This is a genomic window from candidate division KSB1 bacterium, from assembly GCA_034505495.1.
In the GTDB taxonomy this organism is placed as follows: Bacteria; Zhuqueibacterota; Zhuqueibacteria; order Residuimicrobiales; family Krinioviventaceae; genus Fontimicrobium_A.
The window spans coordinates 1-19655 of sequence record JAPDQV010000023.1 but is presented as its reverse complement, the minus strand read 5'-3'; the positions used below and the strand labels follow the sequence as shown (position 1 = coordinate 19655).

Sequence of the window (19655 nt, the reverse complement as noted above, 5' to 3'; positions counted from 1 at the left end):
AAAGCGCCGGTTGATTGACCGGCGCTTTTTTTATTGAGCGGCAGGCAGAAGCAGGCTGAATGTCGTCCCTTTGCCTTCGACGCTGCGACAGCGGATATCTCCACCCTCCCGCTTGAGGAGCATGTAGGTGAGGTAAAGCCCCAGTCCCGTACCTTCGCGGGGGCTTTTTGTGGAAAAAAAGGGCGTGAAGAGGTACTTCATATTTTCTTTCGGAATGCCGACGCCGGTGTCTTCGAAATCGATCTGCACCTGACCGGCTTCAGTGCGCCGACAGCGGATGATGAGATCGCCGCCGTTCGGCATCGCCTGAACGGCATTGAGGATGATATTCAAAAACGCCTGCTTGAGCGAATCGACATTCACAATTACCCGCAGAGGTTCGGGCGCCTGAACCGCCGTGCGAATACGCCGACTTTTGATCTCCTCGGCTAATAAGCCGAGTACACTGTGCAGCAGCGCAACGACTTCGACTTTTTCTTTCGGCGAAACCGCCGGGCGTGAAAATTGGAGCAGATTTTCGATGATGGCCGACGCCCGCTGCACATTGCTGCGGATGGTCTGCAGCTTTTTGGTGATCTCGGGGAAACGGTCTCCGAGTTCGGTTTCGATAGCATAACGCGCCGATTCGATGACGTTGAGCGGATTTCGCAGCTCGTGGGCAATCCCCGAAGAGAGCAGCCCCAGAGACGCCATCTTTTCCGCCTTCATCAATTGCCGTTCGACTTCTTTCTGCTGGGTCACATCTTTGACGTATTCGACCACGTATTCCACTTGCTGCGCCAAATTGCGCATCGGAAAGGTCGAGATGTGATAGACTCTGCCGTTGTGGTGCATTTCGATAAACTCGGAGCGGCCGTCGAGAAAAGTCTTGGGGGCCGGACAGTTTTCGCAAGGATGGGAACGGCCGAAAAGCACTTCGTGACAACTCCTTTGCATCAAAGACCTCGGGTCCGTTCCGGTCGCTTCCATATAGTACTTGTTGGCCATCTGAAGGCGATAATCGTTATTGATGACGCAGATCAGATCGGTTATGCCGTTGAACAACGCCAGCAGCCGCTGTTGACTGAGCTGAAGTTGTCGTTGAATGCGCAGCTTTTCACTAATGTCGGTGACGAACATCTCGATGAGCCGTCTGCCTCCCGACTCAACGAGGGCGCCGGTGATGTCCGTCGGGATGGGGCGTCGTTCCGCCCCCAACAACGTCAAGTTTTGCGCCTGTCCATGTCCCGTTTTGTTGATCTGCTCGATCATTTTTTCCAGCATGGCCTGCTGATCAGGCGAAGCAATATTGAAAAAAGCTTTCTGCAGCAACACTCTTTCTTCCAGACCCAGCAGCGTTTTGGCACGCTGATTGACCTGCACGATCTGCATCGTCTGGGCATCGATGACGAAAATCGCAATATCGGCGTTGTGGAACAGATCATAATAACGCCTTCGGCTCTGCTCCAATAACAACGTCAGTTGATTTTCGCGCACCGCCCGCAGCAGAACGCGCGGCAGCATGTCGAGCTGTTCCGGTGTTTTAGTCAGATAATCGATGGCGCCGGAACGCATCGCCTGCACCGCCACCTGTTCGTCGCCCTGGCCGGTCAACATCACCACCGGCAGATGGGGATGCTGCTTTTTGATTTTTTTCAGCACCTCCAAACCGCTGGCGCCCGGAAGATGATAGTCGAGCGTGACAACGTCAAAGGGTTGCGATTCGAGGAAATCGAACGCCGATTGGGCGTCGTAGGCGGTGCGGACGTCGAACGGCGGATTGTATTTGCCGAGCCGCAGAGCAAAGGCCCGCGCCTGCTGCAGATCATCCTCGATGATGAGTGCTTTGATCGGTTGCGGCATATTATTCCCCTATATGATCAAGCATGATTGGATTCAATAATCATTCAAATGATCCCTCTCGCCTTTTCAGCCGCCGGCATGATCGACAACCTGCCGCCCAACTTTTGCAGAATTTGTTCCACGCTCGATAAGCGCAAGCCGGTCTCGAATTCACGCCGCAATAGTTCTTCAAAGGGGAAAAGCAGGCATAGCGCTTCGGCGACCTGCGTCAAAAGTTCGAAAAGCTGATCTTCATGTTCTTGACTGCCGGCGGACACGGAAAAGACCGCAGCCAATCGTTCGGCATGCACGACCGGCGTCAGAATGAGCGGCCGCCAGGGATCCGGAGGCGGTGTCTCCGGTAGACAGAACCATTCGACCGCATCCTCGGCCGTCTGTACAAGGAGCGGCGCCCGGTCCTGGACAAAGGAGGGCAAAAAAGCTGCCGCTTTCTCGGGCGAGATCTTTTCTCCAAGCACTTCCGGCAAAACCATGCGGATGCAGTCCGCCGGATCAGCCTCGTTATGAAAACCAAAACGCACCGTCGCATCGCCCACTGTCGCGGCGACCGCATTACGCCACGCCTCTGTCCAATAATCCCCTTTAAAAGCGGCGAGCAGAGGAATGATGGGCGTGAAACGCACAACAGTCGTAATCGATTTGGTTTCTTCCGTCAGGATTTCCGCCAAGGCCGATGCGACGTCCTGCACCATCTGCCGTTCATCCGGCGTAAAGGGAGCATTCTTTAGGCGACCAAGCACAATTCGTCCAAGACTGTTTTGACCATCCAAAATAAAAGTGCTATAATGCGCCGGCAAAGTGAAAGGCAATCCTCCACAAGTCGACGGGGAAGCGGGTTCGGAGGTTGACTCGGAAACGGCAAGCAGGCGCCACTCGCCTTTGGCTTCAGCCATCGGCAGCAATTCTACCCCCGAAGGCAAAAAGGGCTGTATTTTTGGGGTACAGAACGCCGTCGTAAATTCCCCCCCTTGGGTCAAGGAAAAAGAGACAAAATCACAGGCAAGATATTTCGTCATTGTCTCGAGCACATCGACGAACAATTGATCGATTGGCGGCTTTCCCTTTTTAAAGAGCTGCAGTTCGGCTGCAAGAGAGGCGCGCCGCGAGGCGGCATCGGCGCGTTCGGCTTCCTTTTGCAACAATTTGAGAGACAAAGCGGCTGCGGCAAGATGTATCTCCTGCTCGAATTGCGGCCGCTCGATCGGGCTTTCCGTAAAAAAGACGGCACATGCTTGATAAGGAAGCTCATATAAAGGCGCGACCACTGCCGGCGCGCTGTTGCCGAACCGGAGGCTGATGCTGTCCGGTGCGCCTGCATGCGCGGGGTTCAGATGAAGCAGCCGCTGCATCTGAATAGATCGTTCGAAAAACTCTTCCAGACCTTCAGCCTCAAACTCTGCCGGTAACTGCGGGTGAAAAGCGCCGATGGTTTGCCAGGGGCCGTTTTCGGAGCGGCGGCAAACGGCGATCGGTGATTGTAGAGCCGAAGCAACCGCCTTGACGCACTCCGGCCAGTCAACGGGCAACGAGGTCGAAAAAAGAGCCGCCGTTCGAAGCGCAGCGGTGGAGATCAGCGGTATGAAAAGATAGAGGCTTTGCGGCAACTCTCCGAGCGGCATCGAGACGACGGCATAGCGTCTGCCGTCGATGACGGTCACAACACGCTCTCCCTCTGATTCCAATCGACAAAGCGACCGAAAGGGCTTGTCGATAAAACCAACTCGATCGGCGCCGAACAGCCGCCTCGCCGCTTCGTTCGCTTCGTTACAAACATCGTTGTTCGTATCAACGACCAAAGCCGGATACGGAATCGCTTCGAGGAGCGCGAGGTAACTTTGCTGCCGCATATAAATCTCGGTTTGTCGCCGCACGATCTGTCGGCGCAGGCTTTCCCGTTCAAGCGCAAAGGTCAAATTAACCGCAGCGTGTTCGAGAAACTGGATTTCCTCTTTGGGAAAACCAAAAGGGGTAATGCGGGCGACGTACAAGATACCGAGTATCTCAAAGGGAGAAATGAGCGGAATAAACAGCTCCGAGCCCATGGCCGGCAAGATGGGGGTTGCGCTGTTCTGCTTGAGAGCGCTCTTTCGCCTCAGGAGCAGTTCGGCAAAAAAGGGCTCTTCTTCCGAAATAGCGATACTTTGTTCGCCGTCCTGGCCGGGATTGTAAGGATTGGCGGCGATCAGCTGCCGTTTTTCCGTAACATAATGAAAGACGAGCACCGCATTGCAGGAAACCAGGCGCTTCAGCAGCTCACAGAAATGCCTTTCGAGCCCGGCAGGATCGGAAATAAGCACGGCAATCCTGGCCAGCTGGTAGAAAGCATCGAGTTTTTCCTGTTCGATTCCCGCCATATTCCCACTTTTAATTCGACATCGGCGGAACAGAGGCAAAAAATGCCGTCAGTCGCTGCCTTCAAGGTGCTTTTGGAGGAACGAGACCGCCTTGGGGACGAGAATGCGGATCGCCTCATCGAGTCTCATCGGCAAAACGGCGCCGCTGGCATACAAATGTCCGCCGCCGCCGTACTGTTCGGCCAGCGGCCGCACCGGCACCCGTCCTTTGGAGCGAAAACCCACTTTGGTAACGCCGTCTTCGGTTTCCGTAAACAGGAGGCTCATTTCCACACTGCGAATAATGTTGGGAAGTTCTGCAAAACCCTCGGCATCCTGCAGTGTGGCGCCGGTTTTGTTCAAAATTTCACGCGACAGGACGAACCAGCACAGCCGGTCGTCGAGCTCGTACCGAAGGCCGGCCAACAGCTCGCCCTTTAGCCAAGCCCGCTGTTTCGAATAGCTCTCATAGATTGTCGAGTAGATGTCACGCGCCCTCACCCCTATTTCGAGGAGCCGAGCGGCGATGCGATGCGTTCGCGGCGTCGTGTTGTTAAAGCGGAAAGCTCCAGTATCCGTCAAAATGCATGTATAGAGCGCCTCCGCCATGGGCAAAGAAATGGTTGCGTCTGCGGCAACGAGCAGTTCGAAAAGAATTTCGCCGGTGGAGGCCGCCGCGGCATCCAGTATGGCACAAACTGCTTCTGTGTTGCCGTTCGGATGATGATCGATGACCGCGATCGGCAGCTGCAAATCCTGCAGCCTTTTGCCCAGATCATCCAGCCGATGCGTTTCGTTTACGTCGACGAGAATGACTCCGTCCAACCTTTGCTCAAGCGCGTCAAAAGCGTCTTTTGAATAGATCCGAATTTCCTGATTCGGATCTAAAAATTCGTAAATTTGCGGCGTCGGATCAGGATTGATGATTATCGGCTCGATGCTGATTTGCTTCAAATATTCGGCAAGTGCGATTTCGCTGCCCAAACCGTCTCCGTCGGGGTTGCGATGCGTAGAGATCAAGATACAACTTTTATCGCCGAGAAAGCTCTTCAATTTCTCGGCCGCAGCGGCGGCATCGAACGACGTTGTCATGGCCGATGGTAAACTCCGACGTTACCATTTTGGTCTTCGACTTTGATCGCGACATCGTGCGGACGTTCGTCGGGCAACTGAAAGCGAAAAGATTCATACGGAGCGTCGAACAGGCCGTCTACGGGATAAAGCGGCTCCCATTTTCCGGCATCGATGCTGATCTGAGCGCTTTTGATCGGCAGCCAGGCATCTTTGACCTCAAATTCGACAGAGGGTTTCGGGCCAGCCGTCACGCGGTAATTCTCGAGGCTCGGCGCACTGTTGTCGACTAGAAACGGCCGACTCACTCGTTCACCTTTGAGACTCTTCTCTTTCGGATTGCTGAGACTGTCGTTGGCGGTGATTTTAAGTTCGTACCAGCCGTCCGCCATCTGCATGGAATCCCAAGAATAGACATTGACGCTTAAATTTCCGGCCATCTTGCGCCAGAGTTGTTCACCGACCCGACGATAGGAAAGGGAAAAAACGAGTTTATCAAAGTTGGCATCTTCGAATGTCCAATCCGCACAACGAAAACCCCGCTTATTTTGCTTCTGTCCGAGCGGCGCCGGGAAAATGATGCCGTCGCCCTTTTCTCCGCCCTCTGCCTCATAGACCTCATCCGGCGGATGAACAACCACCATCGTCACTTCCGGTGCCTGATTGCTTTGCGCATAGTTTACCGTCACTTTGTCGATCACCGCCTTTCGGTCATTCCATACGGCTTTCCACTGAAAAAAGCGCGCTGCCGGGCTGGAAACAAGATACAGATCGCCCGAACGCGTTGCCGGTTGCCAACTGCTCCAATAGGCGGTCGCTTGTTCGGTATTTCCGGTGCGGGTAAAGATCGTAATTCCCTGCACGCCGCTGCCCTCGATCATCAATTTGCTCCATTGCGAACTTGTATTGGCATCGATGACCTCGGATTCGTACCATAAAGAATCTGCGAGGCTTTCCGTCAATTCGTAAAGGCGCGCCGGATGTGCGGTTGTAAAAAAGAAGCGACCGCGAGTTTGCAGAAATGAGCTGACCTGCTGTTCCGTCAGCCGAGAGAGCAGAGAACTCTCGCCGTTACGATCGAGAAGAATCAGCTTTGCCGGAGAAGCGCAACCAATCAACAGCTTATCCTTAAAATGAGCAGCGGTTTGAATGCGGTCGCTCGAGCCGACCCACAGATCTTTGCCGTAACCGTAAGGCGAAATTCGAAAAAAAGAAGAGCTGATCGAGCCGCTCTTCCCCATAAGACGAAGCGCATCCTCATCTTCATCAGCCTCGGCCGTTGTATCTTTTTGTCCGACGGCACCGGCAGAGGTCACGCGGTTGAGCGCGGCGGCAAAAAGCAGCGATTGGTCTTCCAAAAGCAATCGGTGCACTTCTTCCATTTTGGGGTCATAGAGCACGAAAGGTTTGCCGTCGGCAGCCAAGCGAAAGACATAACCGCGTCCGCCGGTGCCGAAAAAAAGAGTGTCATTGCGGACCGCAAGTGTGCGTACATGATCGACTTCGCCCTGAAAAAGGGTCTCCGTCCTGTTCCGCTCGTCGATTCGCACAATGCGGCCCGGTTTGCCGGTGGCGATCAAAAGTCGTCCGCGTGCATCGAATTGCAAATCCCAAATATATTCAGCCGAGGCAGAGAAAAAAAGACGGCTTTGGCCGTCGGGAGTTATTTGGTAGATCTTTCCTCCCGGCGAAGCGCCTGCATAGAGCCGGTCTTGGCGATCGACGGCAAGCGCAAAAAAGAATATCTCTTCGGCATCAAAGAGTGTGCGGACTTGGCCGTCCGGTTCGCGGCAGAGGATGCGGCCCTCATTGCCGGTGCTCAAATAGATGCGTCCGCGTGAGTCGCCGACGGCGGTCCAGATCGTCGATTCCTCGCTCTCGAAAAGCTTTTTGACGGCCGGTGCGGCGGTCAATCTGCCGTCGGCAATGACCGCAACATTGAACAGCTTGCCGCGCTCAAAATCGCTCTTGGTGTCGAAAACCACGCTCTTGCCAAAAACTGCAGCGACTAAAACAAAAAGAAAAACGATGGCTCTGGTTTTCATAGGCTTCCATTCAGAATAAAAGTCGATAAAGGCGGTCGGCAGCGTCACGTTTGGGTTCCTCTTTGCGCGATTCTGCCGGAGCCTTGACACGCAGTGTGAGTCTTTGTCCGCCTGTAACCGCGCTGCCGCAGGCCACCGCTTCTTCGAGCAGCGCCCGATCGCGCAGCGGCACAACCGCTCCTTTTTCCAGGCTGGAATTGATCATAGCAGCAACGGAGGGCGGAAGGTTGGTCAGCTCTTTTCCCCGCACCGCCACGCTTTCGTCCTCAACACGAAGCTGAAAAAACAGCATCTGCGGTTTACGGCGCTCGTTGATGAGGGTAAGGAGATGGTCGAAATCTCTGGGGACATACTTGCCGCGATTGTTCTGCATTTCATAATTGCTCAGCGGGGCCCCCGAGCTGACGATGAGCGACAATCGCTCGGCCGCCAAATTCTTGGGAACAATCAATCGCTGTCTTACCTCTCGTCTGTTATTGCGATCGTCACGCAAAACCGCCGCGGCAAAAAGCGTATCGCCGGGCTGAACCGTCATTTTGGTCGTACGGACAGACTCGAGGGTCAAATAGTTTTCTTTGGGAAAAGAAGTCAGCTTAAGTTGAACTTCTTCGATTCGCGGCATTGGAAAATCGTGCACCATCAATGTGCCGAGGGCGGAGGCGACGAGATCGGCTGCCGAAGCAACATCTTCGCCGGCTCCCAAGAATCCGAGACGCTGCCGCGAAGAAAAGTGATCATCAAACGGCACGCTGCGGCCGTCGGCGAGGCGTATTCGGCCCTCCAAGCGGCAGGAGCTCTGTTCGCCGCCCAAACGTGCAGAAAACGCCGCCTGGATGACGGCTGTACGCAAAAAAAGCGGGAGAATGTTATTAAAGGCCGGATCGTCGGCCAGTTGAAAAGAAAAAGTCTGCAGACCGCTTTGCGGCGAATCCACCGCAATTTGTATGGGCACCATGCGCGGCATGCGGGATAGATCCCCTAAAGCGCCGGTGGTGCGATCCTGCACAAAGGTGCCCAGAACCTCGGTTGCGGCCGCCATTTTGCTCGACGCCATCAGGCTGGGCAACGTGGCGTAGACTGTCGCTCCGGCAAGCGGCAAAGAGATGGGTCCCAGGTTGAACAACGAATGGCCGAAGGCCAGAACCTTATTGCCTGCGACGGCGGTGACGGTGCCGGTGGCTTCGATGGTGTAATCGCCCGTCATAAAGACGACGCAAACGGCTGAACCCGGAGAAAGAGTCGTGTTGCGGTTCTCGCTCCCGCTCCCTCCCGACATCACGATTTGAAAGCCGAGATTCTGCATGATGGGCTCAATTCCCTGCAGCGTCGCGGACGAAAATCCGCCGAAAGACAGCGGGCAGGTTATTCGTCGTAGACCGGCGGAGGACTCGGATCCAGTATCGCTTTCCTTAAGCAGCTTGATCCAAAACAGCGAATCGGCGCCGACCTGCACGGCCTGCATAAATTTGTCGAACAAAGCCGCCGATCGCCTTGCCGGCTCGCTCCGCTGCAGCTCTTTTTGCTCGATCTCGATCATCTCCGCAATGGGCGTGATGCCGACGATCGGCTCCTTCATGAATTCGCCGAAACGATAGGCCACGGCGCCGATCAGACGATCGTCGATATAGACCGGACTGCCGCTCATACCGCTGACCACGCCGTTCCGCTCGGCTTTTTCGCCCAAAAGGCGGGCGACGATCACGTCGCGATGCGGGTAATAGTTGTTCATCACGCTGACGATTTCGAGGTCCACCAGCTCGACTGCCTCACCGTAAAAAACGGTCTTGAGATAGCCGCGTTGACCCGGCTTGATCTGATCGGCGGTCATCAAGTTATTCGGCCATTGGGCGCCGTTCAAAGGAAACAGCAGCATAAGGCCGGCGAGTGCAGCCCATTTTATCCGTCTGCTCACCCAGTAATCCTAATCGATTGTTTTCTACATCAAGGCAATATATCGAATTCCAACCATCGAAACAAGGCCTTAACGACCGCGGAGCATTTTGGGATTATACAAGGCTTCACAGGTCACCGCCTTGGGGGCGCAAAACGACGGTTTCGACCATGGCGCCGGGATCAGCCAGCAACACGGCCAAAACGGCACGCGCCACATCCTGCGGCCGCATCATGCGGGAAGGATCAACGGCACGGTCGCCCCAAATGTCGGTCAGCGTCGCCCCGGGCGCCACGGCCGTCACTTTTATGCCGTACTTGCGGGTTTCCAGGCGCAGGACTTCGGTAAATCCCAGAAGCCCGTATTTGGAGGCGCAATAACCGCCGGATTTGTAATAAGGCTGCATGCCGGCTACCGAAACGATGTTGACGATGTGCCCCTCTCCCCTATCCATCATGCTCGGCAGGACGGCACGCGTACAAAGAAACGCCGCTTTGAGATTGACGTCCATCATCTCGTCCCACTCTTCAGGACTTGTTTCGATGATTTTTTTAAAGTGCGCCACACCGGCATTGTTGACGAGCACGTCGATTGGGCCCCATTCTTCGCTTGTTTGTTCCACCAACTCTTGAATCTGACGTTCGTCCCTCACATCGCAGCGAAAGGCAAGAGCCGAGCCGCCTTCGGCGTTGATGCGCGACGCGACCATCTCGGCGTTCTCTTCGCTGCGAGACGAAACGACGATGCGTGCTCCATGCTCGGCCAACAGCTCGGCAGTAGCAGCGCCGATGCCGCGGCCGCTGCCGGTTATCCAAACGATCTTGTTCCAAAGGTCCATACGTTACACCTGCGTCTGAATGAGGTTGAGGAGTTCCATGCGCGTCGCCCGTTCTTGCTTAAAAGTTCCGAGCATGGCGCTGGTAGTGACAAAGCTGTTCTGCTTTTCAACGCCGCGCATCATCATGCAGAGATGTTTACCTTCCATGATCACGGCGACGCCGTAGGGATTGAGCAGTTCCTGCAGCGTCATGGCGATCTGATTGGTGAGCCGTTCCTGCACCTGCAGGCGCCGCGAAAAAGCGTCCACCAGCCGCGGGATCTTGCTCAAACCGATGATCTTGCCTTTCGGCAGATAAGCCACGTGACATTTGCCGTAAAAAGGAAGCATATGGTGCTCGCACAGACTATAGAACTCGATGTTGCGTACCAGCACCATCTCGTTGCACTCTTCATGAAAAATGGCTTCGTTGACGAGCTTTTCAATGTCGACCTTGTAGCCCTTGGTCAAAAATTCATAGGCCTTGGCAACGCGCCGGGGTGTTTTGATAAGCCCCTCGCGCTGCGGATTTTCTCCGATTTCCTGCAGGATTTGAGTAACGGCTTGTTCAATTCTTTCCGACATGGTTTATTCTCCTCGATAGACGGCAATGTTGCGTTCGGTTTCATAGACTTTTACTTCGTACAATTTTCCTTTCGGCAACTCTCCTTCGATTTGATGCCAGATTGCCACGGCGATGTTCTCGGCAGTCGGTACAACACCGGCCAAAAAATCGACCTCCTCATTGAGATGTTTGTGATCCATAGGCGCCGCCACACGACGCTCTAAAATTTCCTTCAGCTCCTTGAGATCGATGACCATTCCCGTTATCGGATCCGGCTCGCCGCAGACCGTCACCTCCACCTCATAGTTGTGGCCATGGCCGAGAGGATTGTTGCACAATCCGTAGATGCGGCGATTCTCATCTTCGCTCAACTTGTCGCTGTGCAGCCTATGCGCGGCGCTGAAATGAATTTTTCGCGTAACATAGACGATCGGCATAGAGTCTCCTAAACGATCACCAAAATTTAACACAATGAACAATTCTGCACGAGTAAAATTCCAAAGTCGCAAAAAGAGTTTTGAATCCTTTTTGCGTTTCTTCATCTAATTTAGCGAACATAAAAATAAGGAGTAACTATGCTTTACTACGATCTGCCCTTAAAAGAATTGGACGATGTTCTGGCCAAAAATGATATAGTCATGATTGATTTTTGGGCGGAATGGTGCGGCCCGTGCCGCATGTTTGCGCCCATCTTTGAGAAAGCGGCCAAAAATCATCCGGATATCGGATTCTACAAAGTCAATACGGAAAAGAATATGGAAATGGCTGCCGCTTTCGGCATCCAGTCCATTCCGACGCTCGCGATATTTCGCGAGGGGATTCTGCTTTACAAGCAGCCGGGCGCCCTTCCCGAAGCGGCTTTGGAGGACATTATCCGCCAGGTTCGAGCTTTGGATATGGAAAAAATCAAAGCAGAAGTGGCGGCGCAAGCAGGCAACTAAATTTTACAAATCGGCAAGGCCCTGCACAGACCATTCCTTCTCCTCCTCCTCTACAACACAAAGGCCGCCTTTCGCTGCGCTCGACGCATCGAATCGGCGGCCTTTTTATGCTTAAGCGACGGCTTTACCGCCTTGGTTTTCTCGTCAAAAATCAATAATTTTTTGTGTGGAACGAAGCGAACAGGATATCCTTTTGCGGCAAAAACGTTGGTCCAGCCGACTTTTTGACCGCATCGCCCGACGTTATGACTTGCTCAACCGCGTTCTTTCATTAAGGCTGGATGTTTCCTGGCGCAAGACGATGCTCCGTCTGCTGCCTCTCGGCCCGACGTCGATTGTCATCGATTTGGCGACCGGCACAGGGGATGTGGCTTTGGAATTATTGATAAAGTCCCACCAAGGATTCGTGCTGGGGGTTGATCCGTCGCGTCGAATGCTGGCAGTCGCCAAAGCCAAGGCTGAGCGCCGCGATCTGCCGCTTCGACTTATCTCCGGCGATGCATTGCACCTTTCCATCCGAGACCGCTCGGCTGATGCCGTGACCATCGCCTTCGGCATCCGTAACTTTGCCGACGTCTCTGAAGCGCTACGCGAAGTGTACCGCATCCTCAAACCGAACGGCCGGCTGTTCATCCTGGAATTCTCGATGCCGCAAAATCGTTTTATCCGCGTTCCGTACCGGTTCTATCTGCGGCACATCTTGCCGAGAATCGGCGCCGCGCTTTCAGGAGACCGCAAAGCATACCGGTACCTCAACGTGACCATCGAGGATTTTAGTCGCAGCGAAAACTTGCTCCGGCGCCTTCGACAGGCCGGTTTTTCCGATACATCGTACCGATCACTCACATTCGGCATTACAACATTGTACATGGCGACGAAAGAAAGTTGATGACCCGGCTATGACCTTTACGGATCTTGGAACCGAGCTGCTTGAACAGTTGAAAAAAAAGCTGATGCGCCCAAACCGTTCGGGGTTGTCCATCGGCAGAGTGGAGGTACCGGTCGAGGGGCTCGATCTTTTGCATTTTCTGAACGGTCAAAAAGCTGCCGCGCGGATCTTTTGGTCCAAGCGCGATCAAAGCGAACGCATAGCCGCAATTGGCGCAGTCCATCACCTGATATCCAACTCTCCCAAGATCTTTCAGACGATTCACCACCGCCTGGCTACGGCTGATGACGGAGTGCGCTATTTCGGCGGCATGCGCTTCGATCCCTCACGACCAATGGAGGAAATCTGGCAACCCTTCGCCAAATATCACTTTATCCTCCCCCGTTTCGAGCTGGTCAGCCATGCCGACGGCGAACGACTCGCCATGAACTTTCTTCTTTCGCCGGATACCGATTCTACCCAACTCTATAGAGACTGCAGGCGCGAAGTCGAAGAATGGCTGCTGCCCCCGCAGCCCTTTGCAGAGACAGCCTTACCGGCCGTGATGGAGCACAGCGAAATACCGAACCGCGAAGCTTGGGAAATAATGGTCAACTCCGCTCTGGATGCCATCCGCAAAGGCGATCTCATAAAGATTGTCTTGGCCGGAAAAACCATGCTGCGCTTGGAGAAAAGCGTTAGTCCATGGTTGTTATTGGACTATCTGCTGAAAAAGAACGGACGCACCTTTCACTTTGCTTTGCAGTTCAATCCCCGCAGCGCTTTTATCGGCATGTCGCCCGAGTGCCTTTTTGAGCGGCGAGATTCGACGATCTTTACCGAAGCCGTTGCCGCGACGCGGCCCCGAGGATTTTCAGATGAGGAAGATGAGCGGTTAGCGCTCGAGATGCGCGCGTCGGACAAGGATCAGCGGGAGCATCGGTTGGTGCAAAAGATGATTCTGGAAAAGCTCACTCCTCTTTGTCGTCATATCGAGCAAGTTACTACGGAGCAGGTCGTCAAACTTACTCACGTTCAGCATTTGGTGAGCGAATTCAGCGCCGAGCTTCGCAAAGAGGTAACGGACGGGCACCTCATCCTGGCGCTGCACCCCACCCCGGCGGTCGGCGGTTTACCCGGCAGGCAAGCCATTGATGCCATTGCGCAACTGGAGCCGTTCGATCGCGGCTGGTATGCTGCGCCCCTCGGCTGGATTTCCCGCCGCGAGGCCGAATTTGCCGTGGCGATCCGCTCCGCTCTGGTCTACGGCGACCGTCTCGAAGTCTATGCCGGTTCCGGAATTGTCGAGGGATCGGATCCTCAAAAAGAATGGGATGAAAAGCGCAACAAGACCAAGAATTTTATGCAGCTCTTTGGATTAGAATGACTACCGCTGAAAACCTTAACCTCTTTTGGGCTTCTTTAATCGTCGAGGAACTGGTTCGGCTGGGTATCCGGCTGTTCTGCATTTCTCCCGGCTCGCGTTCGGCACCTTTGGCAGTCGCGGTTGCCCGTCATCCTGAGGCCGAAGCGGTCATTGCCCACGACGAACGCGGCGCGGCCTATTTGGCCGTCGGTTATGCCAAGGCCTGCGGCAAACCGGCCGCGGTGATCGCCACGTCGGGCACTGCAGGCGCCAATTATCTGCCGGCTGTCGTTGAGGCCTCGGAGGATTGGACGCCGCTGCTCGTACTTACGGCCGATCGTCCGCCGGAACTGCAGGACGTCGGCGCCAATCAGACCATCCGTCAAGGACAGCTTTTTGGAGAATTCGTCCGGCAGAGACTCACCCTACCCTGCCCTGATGAAAAAATATCGCCCGATTTTCTTTTGTCATCGCTCGATTGGGCGGTTGCGGCGGCCGTCGAGAAATCCGGTCCCGTGCACATCAACATAATGTTTCGCGAGCCGTTGGCGCCGAAACCGACGCCGTTTTCTTTTCCGACTTCACCGGCATTTTCCCGTTGGCAGCAGGACCGCAACCCTTTTACCGTTTACACCCGCCCTCCTGATACGGGACGAGAAACCGCACGGCAGATTCTGCCCCTGCTGCAAAATGCATCCCATCCGCTGCTCATCATCGGCCGTCGGCCGCCCTATCATGATTGGAAAGCAGTCGCCGACTTGATCACCGCCCTGCAATGGCCGACTCACATCGACGTACTCCATCCTCTTCGCTTTGCCGAGCTCGATGCGCCCTTGGTCGACGAACGCCGATTGCTCGCCGAACGGCCGCCGATCGACTGTGCTCTGCACCTAGGCGGGCCTTTCTTGTCGAAGCAGCTCCATACGGCTCTGGAGGCCAATCCGCCGCAATGCTTCGTCCACATCGACGAGTTTCCGCGCCGAACCGATCCGGGACATTGGGTGACGCATCGTTTCAATGCTGCCCCGGAGACCGTTGCCCGTGCTTTGGCGGAACAGCTGCCGCGTCGCTCATCGCTCGGCAAGACCGTTGAGTGGAATAAAGAGTGGTTCTCTGCCGAGCTTTGCGAACCGGCCGCGGCGTTTTGGATTTCCCGACTTCTTCCGGATGAGCACGGCCTATTTTTGGGCAACAGCATGCCGGTGCGCGACATGCATTGGTTTGCCGCCCGCGGCAGGAAACCTCGCCCCGTCGGCGGCAACCGCGGCGTCAGCGGCATCGACGGCACCGTCGCTGCTGCCGTCGGCTTTGCCCGCGGTCTCGCGGCGCCGACCACTCTGTTGATTGGAGACTTGGCCCTGCTGCACGATCTCAATTCTCTCCTGCTTGCCGCACGTTCCCCTTCTCCGATGACTATTGTCGTGGTCAACAATAATGGCGGCGGCATCTTTGCTTTTCTGCCTATAGCCGACTATGCTGAATACAATGATTATTTCCAGACACCGCACGGTCTGCGGTTCAAAAAGACCGCCGAGCTGTTCGGCCTGGATTATGAACAACCGCAGAGCGTCGAAGCATTTAAGGCCGCCTTTCAGCGCGCCTTAACAAGCGGTCGTTCGACGCTCATCGAGGTTGTCAGCGATCCTCGAGAAAACCTTCAGGCGCACCGCAAAATCGAAGAAGCAATCCGTCAAAGCCGTGGGAACAACTCATGAGCGTTCTTCCCTTTGACAAGTTCGGCAATGAAGCAGGCTGCCGGCTCCTGTTTCTGCACGGCTTTTTGGGCGCGCGTCAAGACTGGCTCCGCGTTGCGCAAGCCCTCTCCGATCGAGTCTGCTGTGTCACCGTCGATCTGCCGGGGCACGGCGAGGCAAATCATCTCAAGGCGGACTTTAAGGAAACCATAGAGGCCGTTATTGCCTTGCTGAATGCCCTCGATGTTCGTAAAATCGGGCTCGTCGGGTATTCGATGGGCGGCCGCATTGCACTTTATGCCGCGCTGCACTTTCCGCATCGGTTTCATTTTGTCATACTCGTTTCAGCGTCGCCGGGCATCGAGGAATCGGAAAGAGCCGATCGACGTCGGCGGGAAGAGCTGTGGGCTGAGCGGTTTCGTCATCAGCCATTGGCGGAAGCGTTGGATCAATGGTACGCGCAGCCGCTGTTTGCCGATATTCGCAGCTCGCCTTATTACGCCGAGACCATTGCCCGCCGCTTAAAGAACCGACCTGAAGCCGTAGCCGCGGCTTTACTTTCGCTTGGACAAGCGTCGCAGCCGCCGATGCGGCACAAGCTGCCGGAACTGGTCGTTCCGCTGCATCTGATCGTGGGTGAAAAGGATGAGAAATATCGACGCGAAGCCGAATGGATGAGGAGCGTTCTTCCGTCGGCGACGCTGCATGTAGTAAAGGAATGCGGCCATGCGGTCCATTTGGAGAACCCGACTGCTTTGGCCGATGTTATTGCCGAGATTTTGCAACAATCGTCGCTTTTGGACAAACGTTGGGAGTAAGCTATGAGCAAATTTCCATGGCAAAGCGCCGGAACATTCGTGGACATTCTTTACGAAAAATATGACGGCATCGCCAAGATCACCATCAATCGACCCGAGGTACGTAACGCCTTTCGACCGCTGACGGTAACTGAAATGGCGGCGGCCTTGCGGGATGCCGAAGAAGATCCGGATATCGGCGTCGTCATTCTCACCGGCCAAGGAGAGAAGGCCTTCTGCTCAGGCGGGGACCAAAAGGTGCGAGGCCACGCCGGTTATCGCGATGCCGAAGGAACCGATCGGCTCAACGTGCTCGAGTTTCAGCGGCAAATGCGCCGGTGCCCCAAGCCGATCATCGCCATGGTTGCCGGCTATGCCGTCGGCGGCGGCCATGTGCTGCACCTGCTGTGCGATTTGACCATTGCTGCCGATAATGCGATTTTCGGCCAGACCGGACCGCGCGTCGGCTCCTTCGACGGCGGCTACGGCGCCTCCTACCTGGCACGGGTCGTGGGGCAGAAAAAGGCGCGCGAGATTTGGTTCCTCTGCCGGCAGTATTCCGCCCAGGAAGCATTGGCTATGGGACTTGTGAACACGGTCGTGCCTTTGGAGCAATTGGAGGAAGAAACGGTGAAATGGTGCCGGGAGATTCTCGCCAACTCACCGACCGCGATCCGCTGTCTCAAAGCTGCGCTCAACGCCGACTGCGACGGCCAGGCCGGACTGCAGGAGCTGGCCGGCTGCGCCACCATGCTTTTTTACATGACCGATGAGGCCAAAGAAGGACGGGACGCCTTTATCGAAAAGCGCAAACCTGACTTTAGCCGCTTTCGTCGTCCAAAGAGCACCAAGAACGGAGAACAGCAATGAACCTCAAGCCTTGGCTGCTTGCCGCCCGTCCTAAAACGCTGCCGGCGGCCATAGCTCCTGTGCTCATCGGCACCGCCTTGGCATACCGAGACGGCCGCGCTCACCCCTTGGCGGCACTTCTGGCAGGCGCATGCGCCCTGCTCCTGCAGATCGGCGCCAATTATGCCAATGACTATTTTGACTATCGTCACGGCAGCGACAAAGCGGAACGGCTTGGCCCAACGCGCGCCGTAGCCGCAGGCTGGATCAAGCCGGAGCAGATGCGCAACGGTTTCCTCGTCGTCTTTTCGGCGGCGGCTGTCTGCGGCGCTTATCTGGTCGTGCGCGGAGGCGTGCCGGCGATCATTATCGGCGCCCTCTCCATCCTTTGCGCAGTGCTCTACACCGGCGGGCCGTATCCACTCGGCTATCATGGACTGGGTGAATTGTTCGTCTTTATCTTTTTCGGCTTCGCGGCGGTCGCCGGCACTTACTACGTCCAAGCCCTGACCGTCACCCCAAACGTTCTCTTGGCCGCTGTCGGACCCGGCCTTCTTTCTACGGCGATCCTGACGGTCAATAACCTGCGCGATATCGATGACGACCGCGCCTCCGGCAAACTGACGCTGCCGGTGCGTTGGGGTGCAGCATTCGGCCGCGGCGAATACCTCTGCTGCGTCATAGTCGCCGTCCTGGTCATTCCGCTACTGCTCGTGCTTACCGGGCAAGTCAAGCCGACTGCGCTTCTGGCCGTCGCTGCTTTTGCAGAAGCGATTCCCCCACTGCGCATCCTTTTGCGCGAGCCGCCCAGTCGAAAGTATAATGAAGCGCTCGCCCAGACCGGTCGGCTTTTGTTGATCTACAGCCTGCTTTTTTCCATTGGAATTTTGGTGTGATCGACCTGCAGCTTTATGAATATGTGCTTCCGCTGAAGCGGCCGTTTCGCATCGGCAAAACCGACATGAAGTGCAGGCGCGGCTTCCTTATCTGCACCTTCGACGGCCGCTTTTGCGGTTGGGGCGAGGCATCGCCGCTGCCGGGCTTTTCTGTCGATACATCCCAAGATGTCTTGGATCAGTTTCACCAATTTCTCTCCAAAGGAATCGCGAACAACGAAAACGATTGGCAGCGGTTTTTGCAGATAAAAGAAATCACGGCCGTCTCTTCGCCGGCACTACGCTTCGGCGTGGAGAGCGCGCTCATTGATCTCCGCGCGTCCCAACAAGGTTTGACGCCGGCAATCCTTTTGGGAGGAAATTGCGAGAAAATACCCAATAACGGCCTGGCCTACGGCGATTCCGCCGGCGAGCTCGTCCGGCAGGCGGCTCGACTCGCCGAGGAGGGATACAGAGTCATCAAAATCAAGGTGGGCCGACTGGCATTGGCCGACGAGATTGCGGCAATTAAAGAAATCGCCGCCTTTAACCTGCAGCTGCGTCTGGACGCCAATCGGCTGCTGCCGCTCGATCAGGCGGTCGATTTTGCCCGCGCCGTTGCCGATCTCCCGATCGAATACATCGAAGAACCGGTCGACGATCCGCGCGACCTGCCCGAGTTCAGCCGATTCTCTCCCATAGCGCCGGCTCTTGATGAGTCGCTGCTGATGCCGGAAGGCGAACATCTTGCCGCAGCGGCCTGGATTTTAAAGCCGGGAATTCACGGAGGCATCAAAGATTTGATCGCATGCATTGCTCGAGCAAGGGAGCGCGGCATCCTGCCGGTGATCAGCTCGCCGCTGCTCAGCGCCGTCGGCCTGCGTACGGCCGCTGCCGTTGCCGCTGCGTTTTGCCCCGACACTGTTATGGGTTTGGATACCGCTTCGCTGTTGGACCGCGACTTTCTCAGCCGGCCCATAGACACAAAGGGCGGCGTCCTTAAGCTCCCGGAGCTCGAAAACAGCTTTCATGTGAATGAATCGGAGCTGACGTGCCCCGCATCAAGCCGATAACCACCGCCGAAGAGTTGGCGATCTTTTTGCGCCGACGCGGCGGATTAGGCGGAGTCTTGAGCGCCGCAGGCCGAATGAGCTGGGCCGAGTTGATCAATGAGGCCGTTCATAAGGCGGAAGATTTACAGCCGCAAGTCAAAGGCGAATTGATCGGCCTGTCCGGCGAACCTTCCCTCGAAACAATCCGAAAAATCTTTACCGTATGGGCGGCGGGAGCAATACCCGTTCTGCTGAACCATCGCCTGCCGTATGAGCCTGCGCTTGAGCAATGCCGCCGTAGCGGATGCCGGTTTTTTTATGGACCTGGCGAAAAAAGTCCGGAGCTTCTCTCCTTTCAACCCAAGGCACGCTCAATTGCGCAAGATCGATCGCAATGGGCGACGATCCTGTTTACCACAGGCAGCACGGGCGAACCCAAAGCCTGCGTTCACACTTTCCGCAATCATTTTTACAGTGCGCTGGGAGCCAATGAAAATATGCCTTTGACAGCAGGTGATCGATGGCTGCTTTCTCTGCCCCTTTTTCATGTCGGCGGACTTGGCGTGCTCTTTCGAACCATGCTTTCCGGTGCCTCGGTCGTTATTCCGCCGGAGCCATCCCTGTCGGCGTCACTCGATTTCACCGAGCC

At 55.6% G+C, this 19655-nt stretch carries 17 protein-coding genes; 9 read left to right on the top strand and 8 right to left on the bottom strand.

Features of this window, described 5'->3' with window-relative positions:
* Positions 1-30: 30 nt before the first annotated feature.
* The 8 genes from ONB24_09980 to ONB24_09945 all read right to left on the bottom strand — a co-directional run bounded on the left by ONB24_09980 (position 31) and on the right by ONB24_09945 (position 11001).
* Complete coding sequence (locus tag ONB24_09980) at positions 31-1842, bottom strand: response regulator (GenBank protein MDZ7316439.1); 1812 nt, start codon at positions 1840-1842, stop codon at positions 31-33.
* A 44-nt stretch (positions 1843-1886) separates the two neighbouring features.
* On the bottom strand, positions 1887-4196 hold the full coding sequence (locus ONB24_09975; protein ID MDZ7316438.1) for a PAS domain-containing protein: 2310 nt from the start codon (positions 4194-4196) through the stop codon (positions 1887-1889).
* Between the two features lie 48 nt (positions 4197-4244).
* A complete protein-coding gene (locus ONB24_09970; GenBank protein MDZ7316437.1) occupies positions 4245-5267 on the bottom strand; it encodes a bifunctional oligoribonuclease/PAP phosphatase NrnA in 1023 nt (340 codons plus the stop codon).
* Positions 5264-7291 carry a hypothetical protein gene (locus ONB24_09965; protein ID MDZ7316436.1) on the bottom strand — a complete coding sequence of 676 codons (2028 nt, stop codon included), beginning with the start codon at positions 7289-7291 and terminating at the stop codon, positions 5264-5266. Before ONB24_09965 ends, ONB24_09970 begins: the two co-directional genes overlap by 4 nt.
* A 10-nt stretch (positions 7292-7301) precedes the next feature.
* Positions 7302-9203, bottom strand: coding sequence for a hypothetical protein (locus ONB24_09960; protein MDZ7316435.1), 1902 nt, complete (start codon positions 9201-9203; stop codon positions 7302-7304).
* A 106-nt stretch (positions 9204-9309) separates the two neighbouring features.
* A complete protein-coding gene (locus tag ONB24_09955; protein MDZ7316434.1) occupies positions 9310-10020 on the bottom strand; it encodes an SDR family oxidoreductase in 711 nt (236 codons plus the stop codon).
* 3 nt (positions 10021-10023) lie between these two features.
* Entirely contained in the window at positions 10024-10584 is a 561-nt protein-coding gene (gene folE / locus ONB24_09950; protein MDZ7316433.1) for a GTP cyclohydrolase I FolE, read from the bottom strand.
* A 3-nt stretch (positions 10585-10587) separates the two neighbouring features.
* Positions 10588-11001 carry a 6-carboxytetrahydropterin synthase gene (locus ONB24_09945; GenBank protein MDZ7316432.1) on the bottom strand — a complete coding sequence of 138 codons (414 nt, stop codon included), beginning with the start codon at positions 10999-11001 and terminating at the stop codon, positions 10588-10590.
* A 138-nt stretch (positions 11002-11139) separates the two neighbouring features.
* Here ONB24_09945 and trxA point away from each other — a divergent pair, with 138 nt between their 5' ends.
* The 9 genes from trxA to ONB24_09900 form a co-directional block, all read left to right on the top strand.
* Positions 11140-11505 carry a thioredoxin gene (gene trxA, locus ONB24_09940; protein ID MDZ7316431.1) on the top strand — a complete coding sequence of 122 codons (366 nt, stop codon included), beginning with the start codon at positions 11140-11142 and terminating at the stop codon, positions 11503-11505.
* Positions 11506-11698: 193 nt separating this feature from the next.
* Positions 11699-12394 (top strand): bifunctional demethylmenaquinone methyltransferase/2-methoxy-6-polyprenyl-1,4-benzoquinol methylase UbiE, encoded by a 696-nt coding sequence (ubiE, locus tag ONB24_09935; GenBank protein ID MDZ7316430.1) that lies wholly within the window; start codon positions 11699-11701, stop codon positions 12392-12394.
* A gap of 10 nt (positions 12395-12404) precedes the next feature.
* The gene (locus ONB24_09930) at positions 12405-13760 is read left to right on the top strand and encodes an isochorismate synthase (GenBank protein MDZ7316429.1); all 1356 of its coding nucleotides are present in this window, start codon (positions 12405-12407) and stop codon (positions 13758-13760) included.
* A complete protein-coding gene (gene menD / locus ONB24_09925; GenBank protein ID MDZ7316428.1) occupies positions 13757-15454 on the top strand; it encodes a 2-succinyl-5-enolpyruvyl-6-hydroxy-3-cyclohexene-1-carboxylic-acid synthase in 1698 nt (565 codons plus the stop codon). The genes ONB24_09930 and menD overlap by 4 nt, the downstream gene beginning before the upstream one ends.
* Positions 15451-16251 (top strand): 2-succinyl-6-hydroxy-2,4-cyclohexadiene-1-carboxylate synthase, encoded by an 801-nt coding sequence (menH, locus tag ONB24_09920; GenBank protein MDZ7316427.1) that lies wholly within the window; start codon positions 15451-15453, stop codon positions 16249-16251. Before menD ends, menH begins: the two co-directional genes overlap by 4 nt.
* A gap of 3 nt (positions 16252-16254) precedes the next feature.
* Complete coding sequence (menB, locus tag ONB24_09915; GenBank protein MDZ7316426.1) at positions 16255-17100, top strand: 1,4-dihydroxy-2-naphthoyl-CoA synthase; 846 nt, start codon at positions 16255-16257, stop codon at positions 17098-17100.
* Positions 17097-17975: a 1,4-dihydroxy-2-naphthoate polyprenyltransferase gene (locus tag ONB24_09910; GenBank protein ID MDZ7316425.1), complete on the top strand. Its 879-nt coding sequence runs from the start codon at positions 17097-17099 to the stop codon at positions 17973-17975. Before menB ends, ONB24_09910 begins: the two co-directional genes overlap by 4 nt.
* Positions 17972-19027 carry an o-succinylbenzoate synthase gene (gene menC, locus ONB24_09905; protein MDZ7316424.1) on the top strand — a complete coding sequence of 352 codons (1056 nt, stop codon included), beginning with the start codon at positions 17972-17974 and terminating at the stop codon, positions 19025-19027. Before ONB24_09910 ends, menC begins: the two co-directional genes overlap by 4 nt.
* The coding region (locus ONB24_09900; protein ID MDZ7316423.1) for an AMP-binding protein at positions 19006-19655 on the top strand (650 nt) is incomplete at its 3' end. The genes menC and ONB24_09900, both read left to right, overlap by 22 nt.